Raw genomic sequence first — 16,693 nt, 5'->3', positions numbered from 1 at the left:
CGGGTGAAGACACGACCTAGGTCCTCGCGGTCAGCCGATCGATCTGGACCTCCAGCGGTGGCGCGCCCAGGCGGTTGTCGACCTCGTCGTACGGCACGGCGGGCGGCTCGTCGACGCGGATGGCGCGCAGGTACGCGGCGAACATCTCCAGCTTCTGCCCATCCCTGGCCAGGCCCCGGCGGACGAGCCGCTCACGCAGCGTCGGGCCGTCCGAGCGAGTCCAGATCAGGCGCACCTCGGGTCCGCCCAGCGCCTCCACCCACGCGTGCCAGAGCGCCGCGTCGTGCACCTGGGAGGTGAAGGGCCCGCCGAGCATCACCGGACAGCCGTGGGAGCGGATCTCCCTGGCGGTCGCCGTCATGCCGGCGTATTCGTGCCGTTTGACGTACTCGTCGTACCACGGCCCCTCACGCTCGCCCGGAGGCCTGCCGTGCGCGGCGAGCGTGGCCTCGACGAAGCCGCCGTACATCGTGTCCTTGTCCAGCAGGGCGGGCACCGGGTCGAGGCGGGCCAGCAGCAGGTCGCAGACGGTCGACTTGCCGGCGCCCGGCGGACCGGACACCACCCAGACGGGAGCGGTCATCGCGGCGGTCCGTAGGGCTCGATGGGCGGATCGGAGTAGGGCCCGCCGTCCGCCGTTCCGCCGTCCGAGTCGCCGACGCGCCGTCCGGCGTCCTCCGTCACCCGCAGCACGTACAGGTTCCTGCCGGGATCGATGGGCACCAGGCCGTACGCGGTGTCGACGTCGTCCTCGGTGAGGCCGAGCCGCAGCATCGCGGTCTCCAGCGTCGCGGGCGGGGCGAGCCGCACGGTGATGAGCACCTCGGCCACCGGCCCCCGCCTCCCCCCGCTGGACGTCTTGTCACCGGACGGCGTGACGGCCTCAGGCCGCCTTCGCGGCGCGGTGCGTTCAGGCCGCCTTCGCGGCGCGGCGGCGCAGCGCGGCGATGATGCCGGCGGCGTCCACCACGCCGTATCCGTAGTCGTGGTCATACCCTACGGCACTGCGATCATCGGCCGTCCGGCGGAGCAGGGTCCTGAGCTGGGCGGGCGCCAGCACGGTGGCGGGCCAGCGGGAGCGGACGGCGGCGACCAGCCCGGCCGCGACGGGGCAGGCCGCAGAGGTGCCCGAGTCGGGCTCGTCGTCGCCGAGCGCGCCGGAGCCGGCGAAGTGCGTATAGGCGCAGACGTCCGGCTTGCGCGCGGCCAGCCGTCCGGGGCCCTGGGAGGAGTAGCCCACCCGCGTCCCCGACGTGTCGATTCCGCCGATCGACAGCGCGCGGGGATGGGAGTTGGCCCCGACGATGGGCCGGTCGGGGTAGGCGCACCTGCTGTCGCGGCACTGCGCCCCGCAGTTGCCCGCGGCGAACAGGATGTCCGCCCCCGCCTCGGCCAGGCTGCCGACGATCAGGTTGAACGGATGGGCCGGGTTGTCGGAGTAGTTGCCGGGATGTCCGGGCGGGAAGTCCCAGCGCGGGGAGAACGACCCCCAGCTGTTGGTCACCACGAGCGCCCGCGACTCGGCGGGCTGGGCGTCGATGACCTCGCGCAGGTGGGCGTACGCGGCGATCGCGTCGGACAGCAGGCCGTCGAGCGTCGAGCCGCCCTGCCGCCGCGACAGCAGCACGGGCACGTCGACCAGCGACGCCTTGGGCGCGGCGATGAGCGCGTCGAAGGCGCACATCGTGCCGTGGTCGACGGGGAAGTCTCCCGGGGTTCCGGAGACGCTCTGCGGGCTCCAGCTCCGCTCGTGGTCCACTGTCACGTCGTGGCCGCGGGCGGCCTTGACGTACGCCGCGTTGATGCCGGTGTCGACGACCGCCAGGGGGACGCCGGAGCCGTCCAGCCCCTCGGCCGTCAGGTCGGGCACGCGCAGCAGCCGTTCGACGTCGTGCCAGTCGCCGACGGCCGGGTCGCCCCCGCAGGTGAGCGAGCTCTCGATCGCCGGGTCGGCGTACACCGCGACCACGTCGCGGTGGGCCGCGGGCAGGAGTGCGATCCTGCTGGTGACCTCGTCGTCGGCGATCTCCCCGCGGACCACGACCGAGGCGTCCTGGGGCGCCATGGAGAAGACCAGCGGCTGGTTGAGCGACAGCGGATCCCCGCCGAGGGAGGCCGGCATCGGGCGGGGCACCGCCACGGGGGCGTACGAGTGGTCGAGGACGACCCCGGGCAGGTTGTCGGCGACGTCCGACGCCATCGAGGAGACCGACGGGTCGGCGACGGCGGCGACCAGGTCGGGGGACGGACGCAACTGGATGAGTACGCGCACGACGAGTCCACTCCGTTACTAGGCGGATCGTGACTAGGTGGATACGTTACGTGACAACATTGCTGCATCCGAGGGGCCGCGTCCACGCCTTCTCCGAAAACCCGCAGGTGTCGCCCGGTCCCCGTTCGGAAACACTCGTTCGGGAACCCGCGTTCAGGAACCCGGCTCAGGAGTGCCGGCTCAGAAGCCGCACAGCTCCGACAGGCTCTTGGCCGCCTTGTCGTTCGTGGTGGGCGTCCTGCGGGGGCTCGTCCCGGCGACGACCGGCGTACGGGAGGGAGACGGGCTCGGCGACGCCGACGGGGAGTGCGAGCCGGAGGGCGTGGCGGAGGCCGCCGATCCGGCGGAGGTCATCGGCGAGGCGGTGGCCGCGACGGCGCCCCGGTCGGTCATCGACTCCCGGATCGCCTCCTTGGTCAGCTGCCTGATCTTGGCCCAGTCCGGGTTGCCCGTGTAGATGAGAGGCGGCACGAACTGGAGGCTGGTGATCTTGGCGCTGCGCACCTTCATGCCGAGCGGGACGAGGTGCTCCAGCAGGTCGCGGGGGATGTCGGTGCGGAACATGTGCCGGGCCGCCGCGGCGATCTTGCTGAAGTTCGCGAGCACTGTGGCCGGGGTGACCTGCTGGGCGAGCGCGCCGATGACGCAGCGCTGGCGGGCCATGCGGGAGAAGTCGTCGCTGTCCACCCGCGAGCGGCCGTACCAGAGCACCTCCTCGCCGTCGAGCGTCCGGTAACCGGCCTTGATGGTCCCGGCGGTGCCGAACTTGCCGCCCCACCTGATGTCCTGCTCGACCCGGATCTTGAGCCCGCCGACCGCGTCGATCAGGGCCGCGAAGCCGTACATGTCGACGATCGCGTAGTAGTCGATGTTCAGGCCCAGGGTGTAGCCGATGGCGTCCTTCAGCGCCTGCGCGCCCTTGTTCTTGCCACCCATGACCTGGGGGTTGTTGTCGGCGTAGTACCAGACGGAGTTGAGCAGCCCCTGCCCCTCGGCGTTGAAGCCGTTGGGGAACACCTTGCGCAGGGGGCTGCTCGGGGGGAACCGGACGTACTGGAGATTGCGCGGCAGGCTGAACAGGACGGTGTTGCCGGTGGCGACGTTCACGCTGGCCACGGTCATCGAGTCGGTGCGCACCCCGAGCCGGTTGCCCGCCGCGTCGCCGCCGATCAGCAGGAAGTTCACGCGGGTGCGGCCGTTCCACGGGTCCTCGGCGCGTACGGGGACGGGGGTCGAGCCCTCCACCGGGGCCGTGACGTCGTCGAGTAACTGGCTGGCCGTCCTGATCGTGTTGGCGGTGAAGGCGAACGGGGCCATCACGGCGACGCACAGCACGCCCGCGACGATGCCGGACACCACCTGCCCGGTCTGCGTCAGTCGCTGCGGGCGCAGGGCGACGAAGGAAAGGAGCACGAGCGCGAACCAGGCGAGCGCGCACGCGGCGGCGCCGGCCATGATGGCGGTCATGGTGCTGCCGCGCAGCGCGGCCCCCGCGTTGTCCTTCAGGCGCAGGACCAGGACCACCAGGGCGACCAGCACGACGCCGAACGTCGCCAGCAGCGCGATCCCGGTGCGGCGGTTGCCCGCCCGCAGGTGGGCCGCCCCGGGCAGGACGGCCGACAGCGCCGTCCAGCCGATCAAAGAGGCGGTGGTCAGCGGAGGGCCGAAACGCGGCCCCCGGCCCCGCCCGGCCGCCGCGGCGCGCGGGCCCGTCGGCCCCTTGCCGTCCCCACTCCCACCACGCCGGCCCGGGTCTGCGCCGGGTTGAGCCGGGTGTTCGCCGGGTTGCGTCGGGTGTTCGCCGGGCTGAGTCGGGTGTCCGCCGGGCGGGCCCGCGTGTTCGCCGGGTTGAGCCGCGTGCCCGCGCGGTCGGCCTGGGTCTCCGCTGTCTCCGCTGGGCTGACCTGGCCGCTGCCCTTTCCGGGGTCCTCCGGCCTCGTCAGCGGGACCCCCGCCGCGCATGGTTCACCGCTCTCTCTTTCGAAGCTGTGGCTAGGGATTCTAACCCCCATATCCGGACAAGAACGACGTAAACCGGGGGGCCCATCACGACACCGAACTGGAGCCGACGGCCCAGGTGTTGCACTGGTAAGCCGACGGGCGGGTGTATCCCTGGCGGAACCAGGCGGCGTTGCTGCGCGTGTTCCCGTGGTCGCGCGGCCCTCCCGGCGGGTCGCCCAGGTGGCTGTACGCCCACAGGAGTGTGTTGCGCCGGGTGGTGTCGATCGGATACGAGGTGGCGATCGACCGCATGAACATTCCGCCGAAACAGGTCGCCTGCAGTTCGTGCCGGCGGCTCAGGGCCAGCTTGCCGCTCCGCGAGCCGGAGTCGAGCGTCTGCCGCCACCAGGAGTCGGAGATGCCCGACAGACTCTGGATGTGATGGCCGTACTCGTGGGCCATCATGCTGACGATGATCCCGTTCCACGACCCGAGTGGGCCGTACTCCCTCGCCATGGCCGAGGTGGAGGCGTAGATCGTGCTGTTGCTCGGGCAGTAGTACGGCACGTTGCTGCCGGGGGAGGGATAGTCGCCGCACGCGCCCCGGCCCTTGCGGGCGGCGATCATGTACTTCGGCGGGCTCCAGTCGATCCCGACCCGCTCCAGCGCCGGGGCCCACGCCTTGCCCATGCACGTGCCGGTCTTGAGAATCAGCGCCTTGAACTGGGCGTGGTTGTAGATGCTGGCGTTCCCTGCCCGGCAGTTCGGTTTCGCCAGCGATCCCGCCCGGTAGAGAGTGTTGTTCTTCGTCGTCCGGTTGAGCACCGGAGTCGGCCGCGTCGTGGGCCGCGACGTCGGCTCCGAGGTCGGATTCCGGGTCGGCCGCGTGTCCGTGGTGGCTTCATCTGAGGGGAACGGAGAGAAGGTCGGGATCGCGATCGGCGAGACCGTTTCGTCGTGGTCCGACAGGCCTACCAGCGCGCCCACGATCACGATGAGCACGAAGACCAGCGCCAGCACGCCCATGAGCGCGCCGATGACCGCCCCCGCGCCGGACTTGCGACGCGGCGGCCGCCAGGCGGGCGGCGGATAAGGGGAGGCGGGCCCGCGGGAGGGAGCCGGAGGCTGCGCGGCCCACCCGGGCCCCTGCGGGGGCGGCACCGGGAACGGCGCTCCCTGGGGTGCCGCCTGCGGTGGCGCCTGGGGTGGCGCCTGGGGTGGCGGCGCCGCCTGGAACGGCATGCCCTGCGAGGGGACGGGGGCCGCGGTCCCCCGCGGTCCCGGGAAGTCCTGCGGGTAGGCGGGCCCGTTCGGCGCGTACGCCTGGCCTCCCTGGGCCCCGTTCGGCGCCCCGTTCGGCGGCCCGTACGGCCCGTACGGAGAGCCGGGTTGGGTGGCGGGGGACGGCGGGGGTGCGTAGGGCTGCGCGTAGGGCCCTCCGTGACCCTGTGCAGGGGCCTGCACGGGATGCTGCGCAGGAGGCTGAGGCTGCACGGAAGGCTGCACGGGAGGCTGGGCGTGCGGTCCGGCGCCCGCCGCGTCCGGCCATGCCGGAGCCTGCGGCTGCGCCCCGCCCTGGAACTGAGCCCCGCCCTGGAACTGTGCCCCGCCCTGGAACTGTGGCCCGTCCTGGTGGGGCGCCGCGCCCGGGTAGGGGCCGTTCGGTGCGTAGGCGCCGCCCCGCGCCTCGGCTCCCGGGTACGCGCCTTGGCTGTACGGCGGCGCGGCCGGTGGGTAGGGGACGCCGCCGTCCGGTCCGGGGTAGGCCCCAGGTCCCTGCGGCGGCCCGCTCGGGGGGTAGACGGCGGCGTGCGGCTGCTGCCCGAAAACAGGGGGGCCGGGGACAGAGCCGGAGATGGGGGAGCCGGGGACGGGGGAGCCGGAAGGGTGGGGGCCGCTCTGTGGCGAGGCGTTCCCCGGATAGGCCGGGCCGTTCCCCGGGTATGCGGGCGGGCCCTGGGGATATGCCCCGGGCGGATGGGGGCCGCCGTAGGGCTGACCTCCCGGCGTCGGGGAGCCGTTCTGCGGCTGCGCCGGCGGCGGGTAAGGAGGGGTGCCGGGCGCCTGCTGCCACGCGGCGCCCTCCGGGCCGCCCCAGCTCTCAGTGCCGCCCCAACCCTCCGAACCGCCTCGCCCCTCAGGGCCGACGCCCCAGTTCTCCGGGCCGCCCCAGCCCGCTGGACCGTACGGTCCCGGCGCCGCGCCGGGGGATCGCGATCCGTCCGGTGAGGCGGGCAAAGCCTCCGGTTGCGGCGAATACGGCGGCCCTGAATAGGGAGAACTCTCCCCGGGCGGCTCCTGCGGAGGGTACTGCTGCGCCACGACATTGCCCCCTTTGTGGATTTGGGGCAAAAGAATACTGTTTTCTCATCCATCACGGATGTAGCAGATGTCGGGCACGATGTGTAATCGACCGGCGTGATCTCTGCGATGTTCCAGAATCGCCGGGCTCGTCTGCCCTAGCGTTTTTCGCATGAATCTGCAGCAGCTCCGTTACGTGGTCGCCACTGCGGAGCACCGCACCATGACTGATGCCGCCAGATCGCTCTATATCGCGCAGCCCGCGCTGTCCCGCGCGATACGCGACCTGGAACGTGAACTCGGAATGACGCTTTTCGCGCGCTCCGGCCGTGGGGTCGTCGTGACGGCCCAGGGACGCCGGGTCGTGAAGCTGGCCCGCGAGGCCCTCGACGCGGTGGCCGAGATCGAGGCCCTCGCGACGCAGGGCAACTCCTCCGGCGCCGAGCTGCGGATCGCGTCCACGCCAAGCCTGGAGCCCGGTCTCGCCGGGCGCCTGCTGCCCGCCTACGCCGCCGAGCATCCGGGGATCCGGGTGCACATCGTGCGGTGCGAGGGCCGGGAGGGGGTGGTCAGCGCGGTGCGCGAGCAGCGCGCCGATCTCGGGCTGACCGACCTCCCGGTGCCCACCGACCTGGTGAGCCATCCGCTCGAACGCCAGGAGATCGTGCTGATCTCCCCGCCCGGCCTCGACCTGCCCGATCCCGTCCCCGTGGCCCGGCTCGACGGCATGCGGCTGGTGCTGCCCGCCCCCGGCAACCCCCGGCGCAGGGAGTTCGACCAGATCTTCGCCACGTACGGCGTCCGCCCGATCCCGGCCGTCGAGTCCGACGAGCGGCGGGGCTGGCTGCGGGCCGTGCGGGAGGGGCGGGCCTCGCTGTTGTGGTATCGGGGCATGGCCGAGCAGGCGGCCAGGGCCGGCCTCGTGATCCGCTCCCTCGACCCCTCGCTCCGGAAGATCATCGCGGTCGTGCACGCCCGGCGGCGGTTGCCCGCGACGGCGCAGGACTTCGTGGCCCTGGCCGAGGGCGGCTCCGCGGCGTGAGCGCATGCCGCGCGTTTGGAGCGTTCCACGCCTTCGTCGGCGGCGGGCACGCGAGAGGACGACGACGACCTAGTACGCTGGCCGCGATGTCCACTACGCCGATGCCCGCCGAGGCGCCCGGCCTGTCGGCCGTCCTGCGCCTGCGCGGCCGTGCCTTCGGTCCCGGCGACTTCGCGGTCATGGCCGTGGTCAACCGGACCCCCGACTCCTTCTACGACCGGGGATCGACCTACGCCTTCTCCGCCGCGGTCGACGCCGCCTCCCGCCTCATCGAGGAGGGGGCGGACATCGTGGACATCGGCGGCGTGAAGGCCGGTCCCGGCACGGAGGTCGATCCGGCCGAGGAGATTCGCCGCGTGGCGGAGGTGGTCGCCGCGGTGCGCGACCGGCACCCCGACGTGATCATCAGCGTCGACACCTGGCGGTCGGAGGTCGCCGAGGTCGTCGCCGAGGCCGGGGCCGACCTGCTGAACGACACCTGGGGCGGGGTGGACCCCAAGCTCGCCGAGGTCGCCGCGGCCTATGACATCGGCCTGGTGTGCGCGCACGCCGGGCGGGTGGAGCCGCGCACCCGGCCGCACCGCATCGCGTACGCCGACGTGGTGGCCGACGTGGTCGCCTACACGACGGACCTCGCCGAGCGCGCGGCCGCCGCGGGAGTCCGCCGTGACGCGATCCTGATCGACCCGGCTCACGACTTCGGCAAGAACACCTGGCATTCGCTGGAGGTCAGCAGACGGCTCGGCGAGCTGACCGCCACCGGGTGGCCGGTTCTGGTGGCCGTCTCCAACAAGGACTTCGTCGGCGAGACGCTGGGCGGCCTGCCGGTGGGGGAGCGGCACGCGGGCACGCTGGCCACCCTCGCCGTGTCGGCGCTGCAGGGCGCCCGGGTGTTCCGCGTCCACGACGCGGCGAGCGCCCGCACGGCTCTCGCGGTCGTCGCCCGTCTCGGCGGCGCACCGCCCCGGCCGGCGGGGCGCTGACTCCGGCCTTCGCCGCGGGGACGTCGGAGCGCCAGGCTGTGACCCCGTGAGCGCCAGGCTGTGACCCCGCCTGTGAGCGCCCGCGTCAGGAGTACAGGACCGACAGGAACCGGACGAGGATCGCCTCGCGGGTCGTGGCCGGCAGCGCGTCGAGCACGGCGTTCACGACCGCCATCCCGGGCTGTCCCGTCGCGGTGAGGTCGATCCCCACCGACGCGGCGAGCTCGGCGAACGTGGCGTCGTCCAGCGCGTCGAGGTCGAGGGACGCGATGAGCTCGGGCAGGCCCTCGGGCACCTCGGCCGGCCCACGCCGCCGCGCGGCCTCGGCCGCCTGCGCGATCACCTCCAGCATCGCGTCCACCCCCGCCAGCGTCACACCGGTGACCGTCACGTGGATGTTGGCCGGGATCCCGGCGTACGACAGCTGCGGCTGGAGGAACCAGCCGAGCCGGCGCGCCTCGTCGGCGAGCACGAAGACGTCCACCTCGGCGGAGCCGGCGACGGCGACCAGCGCGGCCTCCGGCTCCCCGAGCACCCTCAATCCGGGGATCTTGCCCACGCCCTCCGCCAGCCGCCGGGTCGCCTCCAGCGTCCTGCGGCCGAGCTCCAGGTAGCCCTCCCGGCCGAGGGCCTGCAGGGTGGCCCAGGCGCCGCCGAGTGGCCCGGCGGACCGAGAGCTCTGCACGGTCGCATTGATGATCGTGTAGCCGGGCCAGGCCGCGGAGGCGAAGTAGGCCCGGCGGCGCAGTTCGGCGTCGCGGAACAGCAGCACCGACGCCCCCTTCGGCGCGTACCCGAACTTGTGCAGGTCGCACGAGATCGAGGTGACGCCGGGCACGCTCAGGTCGAAGGGCGGGACCGCGGCGCCCGCCTCGCGCAGCCACGGCAGCAGCCATCCGCCGACGCAGGCGTCCACATGGCACGGCACACCGCGCGCGGCGGCGAGCGCGGCCACCTCCTCGACCGGGTCGACGACACCTTGCGGGTAGGACGGCGCGGAGACCACCGCCAGCGCCGTGCGGTCGTCCAGCGCGGCCTCGAACGCCGGGACACGGGCCCGGTAGGTGCCCGGGTCCACCGGGACCGGCACGATCTCCATGCCGAGGTAGTGCGCCGCCTTGTGGAACGCCGGGTGCGCGGTGACCGGCAGCACGACCCGGGTGGCGCCGGGACGGGCGTCGCGGGCGGCCTTCACGGCCAGCATGATCGACTCGGTGCCGCCGCTGGTGAAGACGCCCGGCGCGCCCGGCCGTCCGAGCAGCTCGGCGACGGCCCCGACCACCTGCCGCTCCAGCGCGACCATGCTGGGGAAGGCCGTCGGGTCGAGCATGTTGACTTCGAGCATCTCCGCGTACGCCCGGTGCGCGGCCTCGTGCACCTCCGGCAGGCCGGTGTCATAGACGTATGCCGTCACCTTGCCGCCGCGCACCGGCAGGTCGGCCTCCTTCAGGGCGGTCAGCTCGGCGAGCAGTTCGGTGACGGGCCTGCCGTGTTCGGGAAGCATGAAACTCCTCAACGTGCCAGGGGGAGCCGGACGACGGCGCGCAGTCCGGGGGAGGCGTCCTCCAGGTGGACCGTACCGCCGTGGGCCTCGACCGTGGTGCGCACGATCGCGAGACCGAGCCCGGCGCCGCCGTCGTCGCGGCTGCGGGCGTCGTCGAGCCGGGTGAACCGGTCGAAGACCCGCTCCCGGTCCTCGGGCCGGATGCCCGGACCGTCGTCGGTGACGGTGAGCTCGGCGACGCTCCCCTCGGCGCGTACGCCGATCCGGACCGCCGACGCCGCGTGCCGCAGGGCGTTGTCGACGAGGTTGGCGAGCACCCGCCGCAGGTCCAGCGTGTCGCCCAGCACGACGGGAGACGCCACAACGGGAGACGCCACAACGGGAGACACACTGGGCGCCAGGTCGAGGTCGAGGTCGAGGTCGAGGTCGAGGTCGAGGTCGAGGCCGAGGCCGTACCGCTCGGCCGTCCGGCGGGCCATGGAGACCAGGTCGACCGGTTCCCGCCGGCCCAGGCGGCCCTCGTCGAGCCGGGCGAGCGCGAGCAGGTCCTCGGCGAGGCGGGACAGCCGGAGGGTATCCTCCAGCACCCCCTCGGCCGTCTCCGTCCAGTCCTGTCCCTCCGGGTGGCTGAGCGCGACCTCCAGCTGGAGCCGGATGCTCGCGAGCGGGCTGCGCAACTCGTGCGCCGCGTCGGAGACCAGAGCCCGCTGGCGCGCGTCGGCCTCCTCCAGCCGGCCGAGCATGTCGTTGAGCGTCGTGGCGAGCGCGTGCACCTCGTCACGCGCCTCGGGCACCGGCAGCCGCCGCGACCGGGCCGTGGCGCCCACCTCGGCCGCGCCCCGCCGCAGCAGCGCGATCGGCCGCAGCGTGCGCCCGACGACCAGCCACGAGACCGCCGCCAGCAGCGCGAGCAGCAGCGGCATGCCCGCGATCAGCACGTGTCCGATGGTCACCATGCTGCTTTCCACCTCGGCGAACGACCGCGCCACGATTACCGTCACGCCGTGGTCCGCGCTCAGCGCCCGCACGCGCAGCGGCCCCGGCAGGGCGTACGGCCGGCCGTCCAGGAAGAGGGGCGAGCCGGTGCGCACGGCGGCCTCCCGCGTCGCCGCGGGCAGCAGGGGGACCAGACGGTCGGTGTTCGGGGTGGCGTCGACGATCCGCCCCTCCCGGTCGAGCACCTGCACGATCGTGTTGTCCGACGAGACGACGGGATCGGACAGCCGGTTCGCGTCGGACAGCGCGACGATCTCACGTCCCCGCTGGTAGACCTGGTCGTCGATGCCGCGGACGAGCGCCTCGCCGAGCACCGCGACGAACACGTACGCCGACGCGGCGAGGGCGAGGGCCAGCACGGCGGTCGCGGCCGCGGTGACCCGCAACCGCAGGCTCTGCCGCCGCCACCACGTGACCGGGCGCGCGAGTGAGGCGGGCACAGCTCAGCCGCCGTCGCTCGCGAGCCGGTATCCGGCCCCGCGCACGGTCTGCAGGGCGGCGCGGCCGAACGGCGTGTCGATCTTCCTGCGGAGATACCCGACGTACACCTCGACCACGTTCGGATCGGTGTCGTAGGTGTCCCACACGTGCTCCAGGATCTCGGGCTTCGACACCACCTCGCCCGGCCGGCGCATCAGGTATTCGAGCAGGGCGAACTCCCTGGGCGTCAGCTCGACCGGCGCCTCGCCCCGCGTGACCGCCCGCGCGGCGGGGTCCAGCGACAGGTCGCCCGCGCGCAGCACGGCGGGCCTGCGGCCGCCGCCCCGGCGCAGCAGCGCCCGGAGCCGGGCCACCAGCACCACGTACGAGAACGGCTTGGTGAGGTAGTCGTCGGCGCCGAGGTCGAGCCCGTCGGCCATGTCGTACTCGCCGTCCTTGGCCGACAGCATGAGGATCGGCACCCAGTTCTCCTCCGCGCGCAACTGCTTGCACACGTTGTAGCCGGACATGCCGGGCAGCATGATGTCGAGCACGACCACGTCGTAGTCGCCGACGCGCGCCAGGTGCAGGCCCTCGTTCCCGTCGTGGGCCAGGTCGACGGCGAAGCCCTCCGCCTGCAGCCCGCGGCGCAGCGCCGCCGCCATGCGCCGCTCGTCCTCCACCACCAGAACCCGCATTGCCCCAGTGTGGCCCCTTTCGGACAGGCGTATGCGGCGAGCCTGAGAGCCGTCTCAGCCTGTCTCAGCGTCGGCACAGGAGCGTCCAGGCAGTCTCGGGTCATCAGGTTTCCGCCCATAGTGGGAGATGTGAAATGGCGAAGAGAGCCCGCGCCGTGAGGTGGGGAGTGCCGGTGGCGGCGGTGGCCGTGGTGGCCGCGGCCGTGGGGACCGGACCGGTGATCGCGGCCGTGCGCGGCGACCAGGCCCTGCCGGACCGTACGGCGGAGCAGTTGCTGGCCGATGTCGCGCGCACCTGGCAGAGCGGTCGGATGCCGCCGATGTCCGGCACGATCGTCGAGACGGCGTCGCTCGGCCTGCCCTCGCTGCCCGGCCTGACCGGCCTGTCCGGGGGCCCGGGGCCGTCCGCGGCCTCGGCGACGTCGCTGCTGTCGGGGTCGCACCAGCTCAAGATCTGGTACGCGGGGGAGGACCGGTTCCGCCTCATGCTGCCGGGGGAGATGAGCGAGACCGACGTCGTCGCCGACGGCGACACGGTGTGGCTGTGGGACAGCGCCGCCAACAAGGCGACCCGTCTCACCGCCCCGGCGGCCCCCGGCGGCGGGCACGGCGGCGGGCCCGAAGGCGGCTTCCCGCTGCGGCCCGGACCCGCGTCGCCGTACGCGACACCGGAGCAGGCCGCGCGCCAGGCGCTGAAGGCGGCCGGGAGCGACACCGCGATCAGCGTCGGCGACGACGTCACGGTCGCGGGCCGCGCGGCCTACCAGATCGTGCTGACGCCCACGTCGGCCGATTCGCTGATCAAGGACGTCCGGGTGGCGCTCGACGGCGAGAAGCTGATGCCGCTGCGCGTCCAGGTGTACACGAAGGGGGCGGCCGAGCCGGCCTTCGAGGTCGGCTTCGAGTCGCTGTCGTTCACCGCCCCCGCGCCGGAGAACTTCTCCTTCACGCCGCCGGCCGGCGCGAAGGTCGAGCAGGAAACGGCGACACCTCCCGTCGGCCACCGGCCGGAGGCGGTCGCCGAGGCGCACGACCGCGGCAGCGTCGTCGGATCCGGCTGGGACAGTGTGCTCGTCACCTCCCTGCCGGAGGTTCCCGTCCGGGACGTCCCCGCCCAGCAGCAGGACGGGAAGGGGCCGGACGGCCTGGACGTGGCCGCGCTGCTCGACGGTCTGAAGGGGGCGGCGACCCCCGTCAGCGGGCAGTGGGGCAGCGGCCGGCTGCTGCGCACGAAGGTGGTGTCGATTTTGATCACCGACGACGGCCGCCTGCTCGCCGGCGCCGTGACCCCGGAGGCCCTTTACCGGGCGGCCGGTGTGAAGGGATGACCGAGCCCACGCACCGCGGACGAGCGGGGGTCGCGGGGCTCGCGGTAGACGCGGTGGACGCGGTGACGGTGGGCACGCGCGCGGGGGCGTCACGGGAGGACACCGGGGCGCCCCCGCCCCCGCCCTCCACGGAGGGCGCGGGCGCGCACGCCGTCGTCACGTCCGGCCTCACCAAGCGCTTCCGTGGCGGCCACGTGGCCGTCGACGGCGTCGACCTGGCCGTGCCGCGCGGATCGGTCTTCGGCTTCCTCGGTCCCAACGGCTCGGGCAAGACCACGACGATCCGCATGCTGCTCGGCCTGGTCGCCCCGACCTCGGGCACGTGGTCGCTGCTCGGGACGCCCATGCCCGCCGGACTGGCCCGGGCGCTGCCGCGCGTCGGCGCGGTGGTCGAGGGGCCGGCCTTCTATCCGTACCTGTCGGGCGAGGCCAACCTGCGCCGCTTCGACGTGGCCGACCCGTCGGCCGACGCGCGTACGGCGCGGGCCAGGATCGGCGCGGCGCTGGAGCGGGTGGGGCTGACGGCGGCGGCGGGCAGGCGCTACCGCACCTACTCGCTCGGCATGCGCCAGCGCCTGGCCATCGCGGCCGCGCTGCTGGTTTCGCGGGAGCTGCTCGTGCTGGACGAGCCGACCAACGGCCTCGACCCGCAGGGCACCCGGGAGGTCCGCACGCTGATCAGGAGGATCGCCGAGGACGGCACGACCGTCTTCGTCTCCTCCCACCTGCTGAGCGAGGTCGAGCAGATGTGCACCCACGTGGGCGTCATGCGCACCGGCAGGCTCGTCGCGCAGGGCCCGATCGCCGCGCTGCGCGCCTCGGGCGACGAGCCGCGCCTGCGGGTGGAGACGCCGGACGCCGGCGCGGCGGCGGCGGTGCTGACCCGGGCCGGGCTCGGCGACGTGCGCGCCGCGCACGACGACGTCACGGCGGTCCTCGGCGCCCGGGCGCCGGAAGACATCTGCGCGCTGCTCGTCGGCGAGGGCGTGGCCGTGCGCGGGTTCGGCGTGGAGCGTCCCACGCTGGAGGACATCTTCGTCGGCTTGACGGGGGAGGGGTTCGATGTCGGTGCGTGAGAACGCCGGAGGACTCGCCCCGAGCCACGTGCGGCAGGTGCGGCATGTGCGGCACCTGACGCGGCTGCTGGGCTCCGAGATCGGGCTGACGTTCCGCCGCCCGCGCAACCTCGCGATGCTCGGGGTGCTCGCGGTCGTGCCGGTGCTGGTCGGCGTCGCGGTGCGGGTCGCGTCGGACGGCGACGCGGGCGGCTCGATCATCGGCCAGATCGCCGGCAACGGCCTGATGCTGACCTTCGCCGCGTTCGTCGTCATGATGCCGATCGTGTTGCCGCTGACCGTGGCGGTCGTGGCGGGCGACGCGATCGCCGGTGAGGCGGCCCAGGGCACGCTGCGCTACCTGCTGGCCGCCCCGGCGGGCCGGACCAGGCTGCTGCTGGTGAAGTACGCCAACGTCGTGGTCTTCTGCCTCGCGGCGTGCGCGCTGGTGGCGCTGTCGGCGCTGGTGGCCGGGCTGGTGCTGTTCCCCGTCGGGCCGGTGACGCTGCTGTCCGGCACGACGATCCCGGCGGCCGACGCCCTGCTGCGCGTCGGCGTGGTCGTCCTGTACGCCGCCGCGGGGATGGCCGCGCTCGGCGCGGTGGCCCTGGCCGTCTCCACGCTGACCGAGGCGCCGATCGGGGCCGTGGCCACGAGTGTCGTGCTGGTGGTGGTCAGCCAGGTCCTGAGCGCGATCCCGCAGGTGGCGGCCGTACGGCCGGTCCTGCTGACCTCGTGGTGGGGCGCGTTCGACGGGGCGTTGCGGGCACCGGTGGCGTTCGACGAGATGGGGCAGGGACTGCTGGCCTTCGCTGCGTACGTCCTGATTTTCGGCTCTATCGCCTGGTCGCGCTTCACGAGTAAGGACATCACGGCGTAAGTGCTGCCCTTTGCCGTTCTTTGTCGCTAGTGTTGCCGCGGACCTCTCACCAAGGCGGTGTGCATGCGGCACTTCTTCGGGCTGCTCCTGGGCGTTGTCGTCGCGGCGGCTGTTCTCCTGGGTGGTGGATGGGCGTCCCAGGAGGCGGTCCGGGGAGCGGCACAGAGCGTCGACCCGGCCAAGGACACGCGGATGCTGATCGCCCTCGGCGTGATGGCCGTCGTGGGCCTGTTGCTCGGGCTGGTGCTGGTCGGCCGGGTCTCCCCGCTGGCGACGTTCGTCCCGTCGATGGCGTTGCTGGCCTGGACGGTGGTCTACGTCCTCGACGTGTCGCGCGCCGCGAGTCTCGTGCCCACGGGGCCGTCCGTGCAGGCCGAGCTGCTGCAGGCCGGCCGGGGCATGCTCATGCTGCTGTCCACGGGCGTCTACGGCCTGCTCGGCGTCGCGCTGTTCCTCCCGGTGCTCATGCCGTCGCGCTGGGCCCGTCCGGAGTCGGACGAGGAGCAGGAGGAGGAGTACGAGGAGTCGTTCGGCTTCTGAGATAGAGGTCGGTCACCACCTCCTCGATCGACGTCGCGCCGGGCGCGGTCGCCCGCAGGCCGTCCAGGGTGCCGTCGAAGGCCAGCCGGCCGTGGTCGATCAGCAGCACGCGGCGGCACAGCCGTTCCACGTCGCTCAGGTCGTGGGTCGTCAGCAGCACCGTCGTCCCGTGTTCGGCGCATCGCCGCCGCAGGAAGTCGCGCACCTCCGCCTTGCTGACGACGTCGAGCCCGATCGTCGGCTCGTCAAGCACCAGCACGGCGGGGTCGTGCAGCAGGGCGGCGGTGATGTCGCCCCGCATCCGCTGGCCCAGGCTGAGCTGGCGCACCGGGGTCGCGAGGAAACCGCCCAGGTCGAGCAGGTCGCACATCTCGTCGAGCCGCTCGCGGAACACCTTGCGATCTACTTTGTAAAGGAGCCGGATCAGTTCCAGGCTGTCCCGCAGCGGCAGGTCCCACCACAGCGTCGTCCGCTGGCCGAAGACGACCCCGATCCTGCGGGCGAGAGCCGTACGGCGCCGGGAGGGATCGAGACCGGCCACCCTGATCCGGCCCGACGTGGGCGTGAGGATCCCGGTCAGCATCTTGATCGTGGTGGACTTGCCCGCGCCGTTCGGGCCGAGGCAGGCGACGAACTCCCCGGCCGCGACGCGGAAGGACAGGTCCCGCACGGCGTGCACGACCCGGCGGCGGACCGTGAAGGTCCGCCCGGCCTCGTCTGCCTCGATCACTGG

General features: G+C 73.3%; 15 protein-coding genes. 6 read left to right on the top strand and 9 right to left on the bottom strand.

The genetic code is table 11. The annotated features are described in order from the left end of the window. Positions 1-16: 16 nt before the first annotated feature. From ACGFIB_RS34390 to ACGFIB_RS34370, 5 genes are all read right to left on the bottom strand, one after another. Entirely contained in the window at positions 17-583 is a 567-nt protein-coding gene (locus ACGFIB_RS34390) for an AAA family ATPase (protein ID WP_393377501.1), read from the bottom strand. Further along, a complete protein-coding gene (locus ACGFIB_RS34385; protein WP_357247559.1) occupies positions 580-831 on the bottom strand; it encodes a hypothetical protein in 252 nt (83 codons plus the stop codon). Before ACGFIB_RS34385 ends, ACGFIB_RS34390 begins: the two co-directional genes overlap by 4 nt. 79 nt (positions 832-910) lie before the next feature. Then, a complete protein-coding gene (locus ACGFIB_RS34380; RefSeq protein WP_142572802.1) occupies positions 911-2,272 on the bottom strand; it encodes a S8 family peptidase in 1,362 nt (453 codons plus the stop codon). Positions 2,273-2,452: 180 nt separating this feature from the next. Next, positions 2,453-3,913 carry an LCP family protein gene (locus tag ACGFIB_RS34375; RefSeq protein WP_393377499.1) on the bottom strand — a complete coding sequence of 487 codons (1,461 nt, stop codon included), beginning with the start codon at positions 3,911-3,913 and terminating at the stop codon, positions 2,453-2,455. 405 nt (positions 3,914-4,318) lie between these two features. Next, positions 4,319-5,677, bottom strand: a complete 1,359-nt coding sequence (locus ACGFIB_RS34370; RefSeq protein WP_393377496.1) for a neutral zinc metallopeptidase — start codon at positions 5,675-5,677, stop codon at positions 4,319-4,321. Positions 5,678-6,686: 1,009 nt separating this feature from the next. Here ACGFIB_RS34370 and ACGFIB_RS34365 point away from each other — a divergent pair. Then, positions 6,687-7,556 carry a LysR family transcriptional regulator gene (locus ACGFIB_RS34365; RefSeq protein WP_142572806.1) on the top strand — a complete coding sequence of 290 codons (870 nt, stop codon included), beginning with the start codon at positions 6,687-6,689 and terminating at the stop codon, positions 7,554-7,556. A gap of 86 nt (positions 7,557-7,642) precedes the next feature. Beyond that, positions 7,643-8,539 (top strand): dihydropteroate synthase, encoded by an 897-nt coding sequence (gene folP, locus ACGFIB_RS34360; RefSeq protein ID WP_393377493.1) that lies wholly within the window; start codon positions 7,643-7,645, stop codon positions 8,537-8,539. An 85-nt stretch (positions 8,540-8,624) separates the two neighbouring features. Here folP and ACGFIB_RS34355 read toward each other — a convergent pair whose 3' ends face one another. Genes ACGFIB_RS34355 through ACGFIB_RS34345 form a run of 3 tightly spaced genes read right to left on the bottom strand, consistent with a single transcriptional unit; the run spans position 8,625 to position 12,157 of the window. Beyond that, positions 8,625-10,043: a pyridoxal phosphate-dependent decarboxylase family protein gene (locus tag ACGFIB_RS34355; protein WP_393377491.1), complete on the bottom strand. Its 1,419-nt coding sequence runs from the start codon at positions 10,041-10,043 to the stop codon at positions 8,625-8,627. Between the two features lie 8 nt (positions 10,044-10,051). Then, a complete protein-coding gene (locus ACGFIB_RS34350) occupies positions 10,052-11,479 on the bottom strand; it encodes a sensor histidine kinase (protein WP_393377488.1) in 1,428 nt (475 codons plus the stop codon). Positions 11,480-11,482: 3 nt separating this feature from the next. Further along, positions 11,483-12,157 (bottom strand): response regulator transcription factor, encoded by a 675-nt coding sequence (locus ACGFIB_RS34345; protein ID WP_142572812.1) that lies wholly within the window; start codon positions 12,155-12,157, stop codon positions 11,483-11,485. Positions 12,158-12,291: 134 nt separating this feature from the next. On the opposite strand from ACGFIB_RS34345, the gene ACGFIB_RS34340 reads away from it, so the two are divergent. The 4 genes from ACGFIB_RS34340 (at position 12,292) to ACGFIB_RS34325 (ending at position 15,960) form a co-directional block, all read left to right on the top strand. Beyond that, entirely contained in the window at positions 12,292-13,485 is a 1,194-nt protein-coding gene (locus ACGFIB_RS34340) for a LolA family protein (RefSeq protein WP_393377485.1), read from the top strand. Beyond that, on the top strand, positions 13,482-14,561 hold the full coding sequence (locus tag ACGFIB_RS34335; RefSeq protein ID WP_393377484.1) for an ABC transporter ATP-binding protein: 1,080 nt from the start codon (positions 13,482-13,484) through the stop codon (positions 14,559-14,561). The genes ACGFIB_RS34340 and ACGFIB_RS34335 overlap by 4 nt, the downstream gene beginning before the upstream one ends. After that, positions 14,548-15,420: an ABC transporter permease gene (locus tag ACGFIB_RS34330; protein WP_393377481.1), complete on the top strand. Its 873-nt coding sequence runs from the start codon at positions 14,548-14,550 to the stop codon at positions 15,418-15,420. The genes ACGFIB_RS34335 and ACGFIB_RS34330 overlap by 14 nt, the downstream gene beginning before the upstream one ends. 63 nt (positions 15,421-15,483) lie before the next feature. After that, on the top strand, positions 15,484-15,960 hold the full coding sequence (locus ACGFIB_RS34325) for a hypothetical protein (RefSeq protein WP_142572816.1): 477 nt from the start codon (positions 15,484-15,486) through the stop codon (positions 15,958-15,960). Here ACGFIB_RS34325 and ACGFIB_RS34320 read toward each other — a convergent pair. Continuing rightward, the gene (locus ACGFIB_RS34320) at positions 15,884-16,690 is read right to left on the bottom strand and encodes an ABC transporter ATP-binding protein (protein ID WP_142572818.1); all 807 of its coding nucleotides are present in this window, start codon (positions 16,688-16,690) and stop codon (positions 15,884-15,886) included. The genes ACGFIB_RS34325 and ACGFIB_RS34320 overlap by 77 nt on opposite strands. Positions 16,691-16,693 lie beyond the last annotated feature (3 nt).

It is taken from the genome of Microbispora bryophytorum, from assembly GCF_043197435.1.
GTDB classification, from domain to species: Bacteria; Actinomycetota; Actinomycetes; order Streptosporangiales; family Streptosporangiaceae; genus Microbispora; species Microbispora bryophytorum.
The sequence above is the reverse complement of the archived record's forward strand: the minus strand, read 5'-3'. Positions and strand labels throughout refer to the sequence as shown.

What these genes read in the sequence shown, in the direction of transcription:
- ACGFIB_RS34390 (WP_393377501.1), bottom strand. Translation starts at nt 583, where the DNA reads ATGACCGCTCCCGTCTGGGTGGTGTCCGGTCCGCCGGGCGCCGGCAAG.
- ACGFIB_RS34365 (WP_142572806.1), top strand. Translation starts at nt 6,687, where the DNA reads ATGAATCTGCAGCAGCTCCGTTACGTGGTCGCCACTGCGGAGCACCGC.
- folP (WP_393377493.1), top strand. Translation starts at nt 7,643, where the DNA reads ATGTCCACTACGCCGATGCCCGCCGAGGCGCCCGGCCTGTCGGCCGTC.
- ACGFIB_RS34355 (WP_393377491.1), bottom strand. Translation starts at nt 10,043, where the DNA reads ATGCTTCCCGAACACGGCAGGCCCGTCACCGAACTGCTCGCCGAGCTG.
- ACGFIB_RS34345 (WP_142572812.1), bottom strand. Translation starts at nt 12,157, where the DNA reads ATGCGGGTTCTGGTGGTGGAGGACGAGCGGCGCATGGCGGCGGCGCTG.
- ACGFIB_RS34340 (WP_393377485.1), top strand. Translation starts at nt 12,292, where the DNA reads ATGGCGAAGAGAGCCCGCGCCGTGAGGTGGGGAGTGCCGGTGGCGGCG.
- ACGFIB_RS34335 (WP_393377484.1), top strand. Translation starts at nt 13,482, where the DNA reads ATGACCGAGCCCACGCACCGCGGACGAGCGGGGGTCGCGGGGCTCGCG.
- ACGFIB_RS34330 (WP_393377481.1), top strand. Translation starts at nt 14,548, where the DNA reads ATGTCGGTGCGTGAGAACGCCGGAGGACTCGCCCCGAGCCACGTGCGG.
- ACGFIB_RS34325 (WP_142572816.1), top strand. Translation starts at nt 15,484, where the DNA reads ATGCGGCACTTCTTCGGGCTGCTCCTGGGCGTTGTCGTCGCGGCGGCT.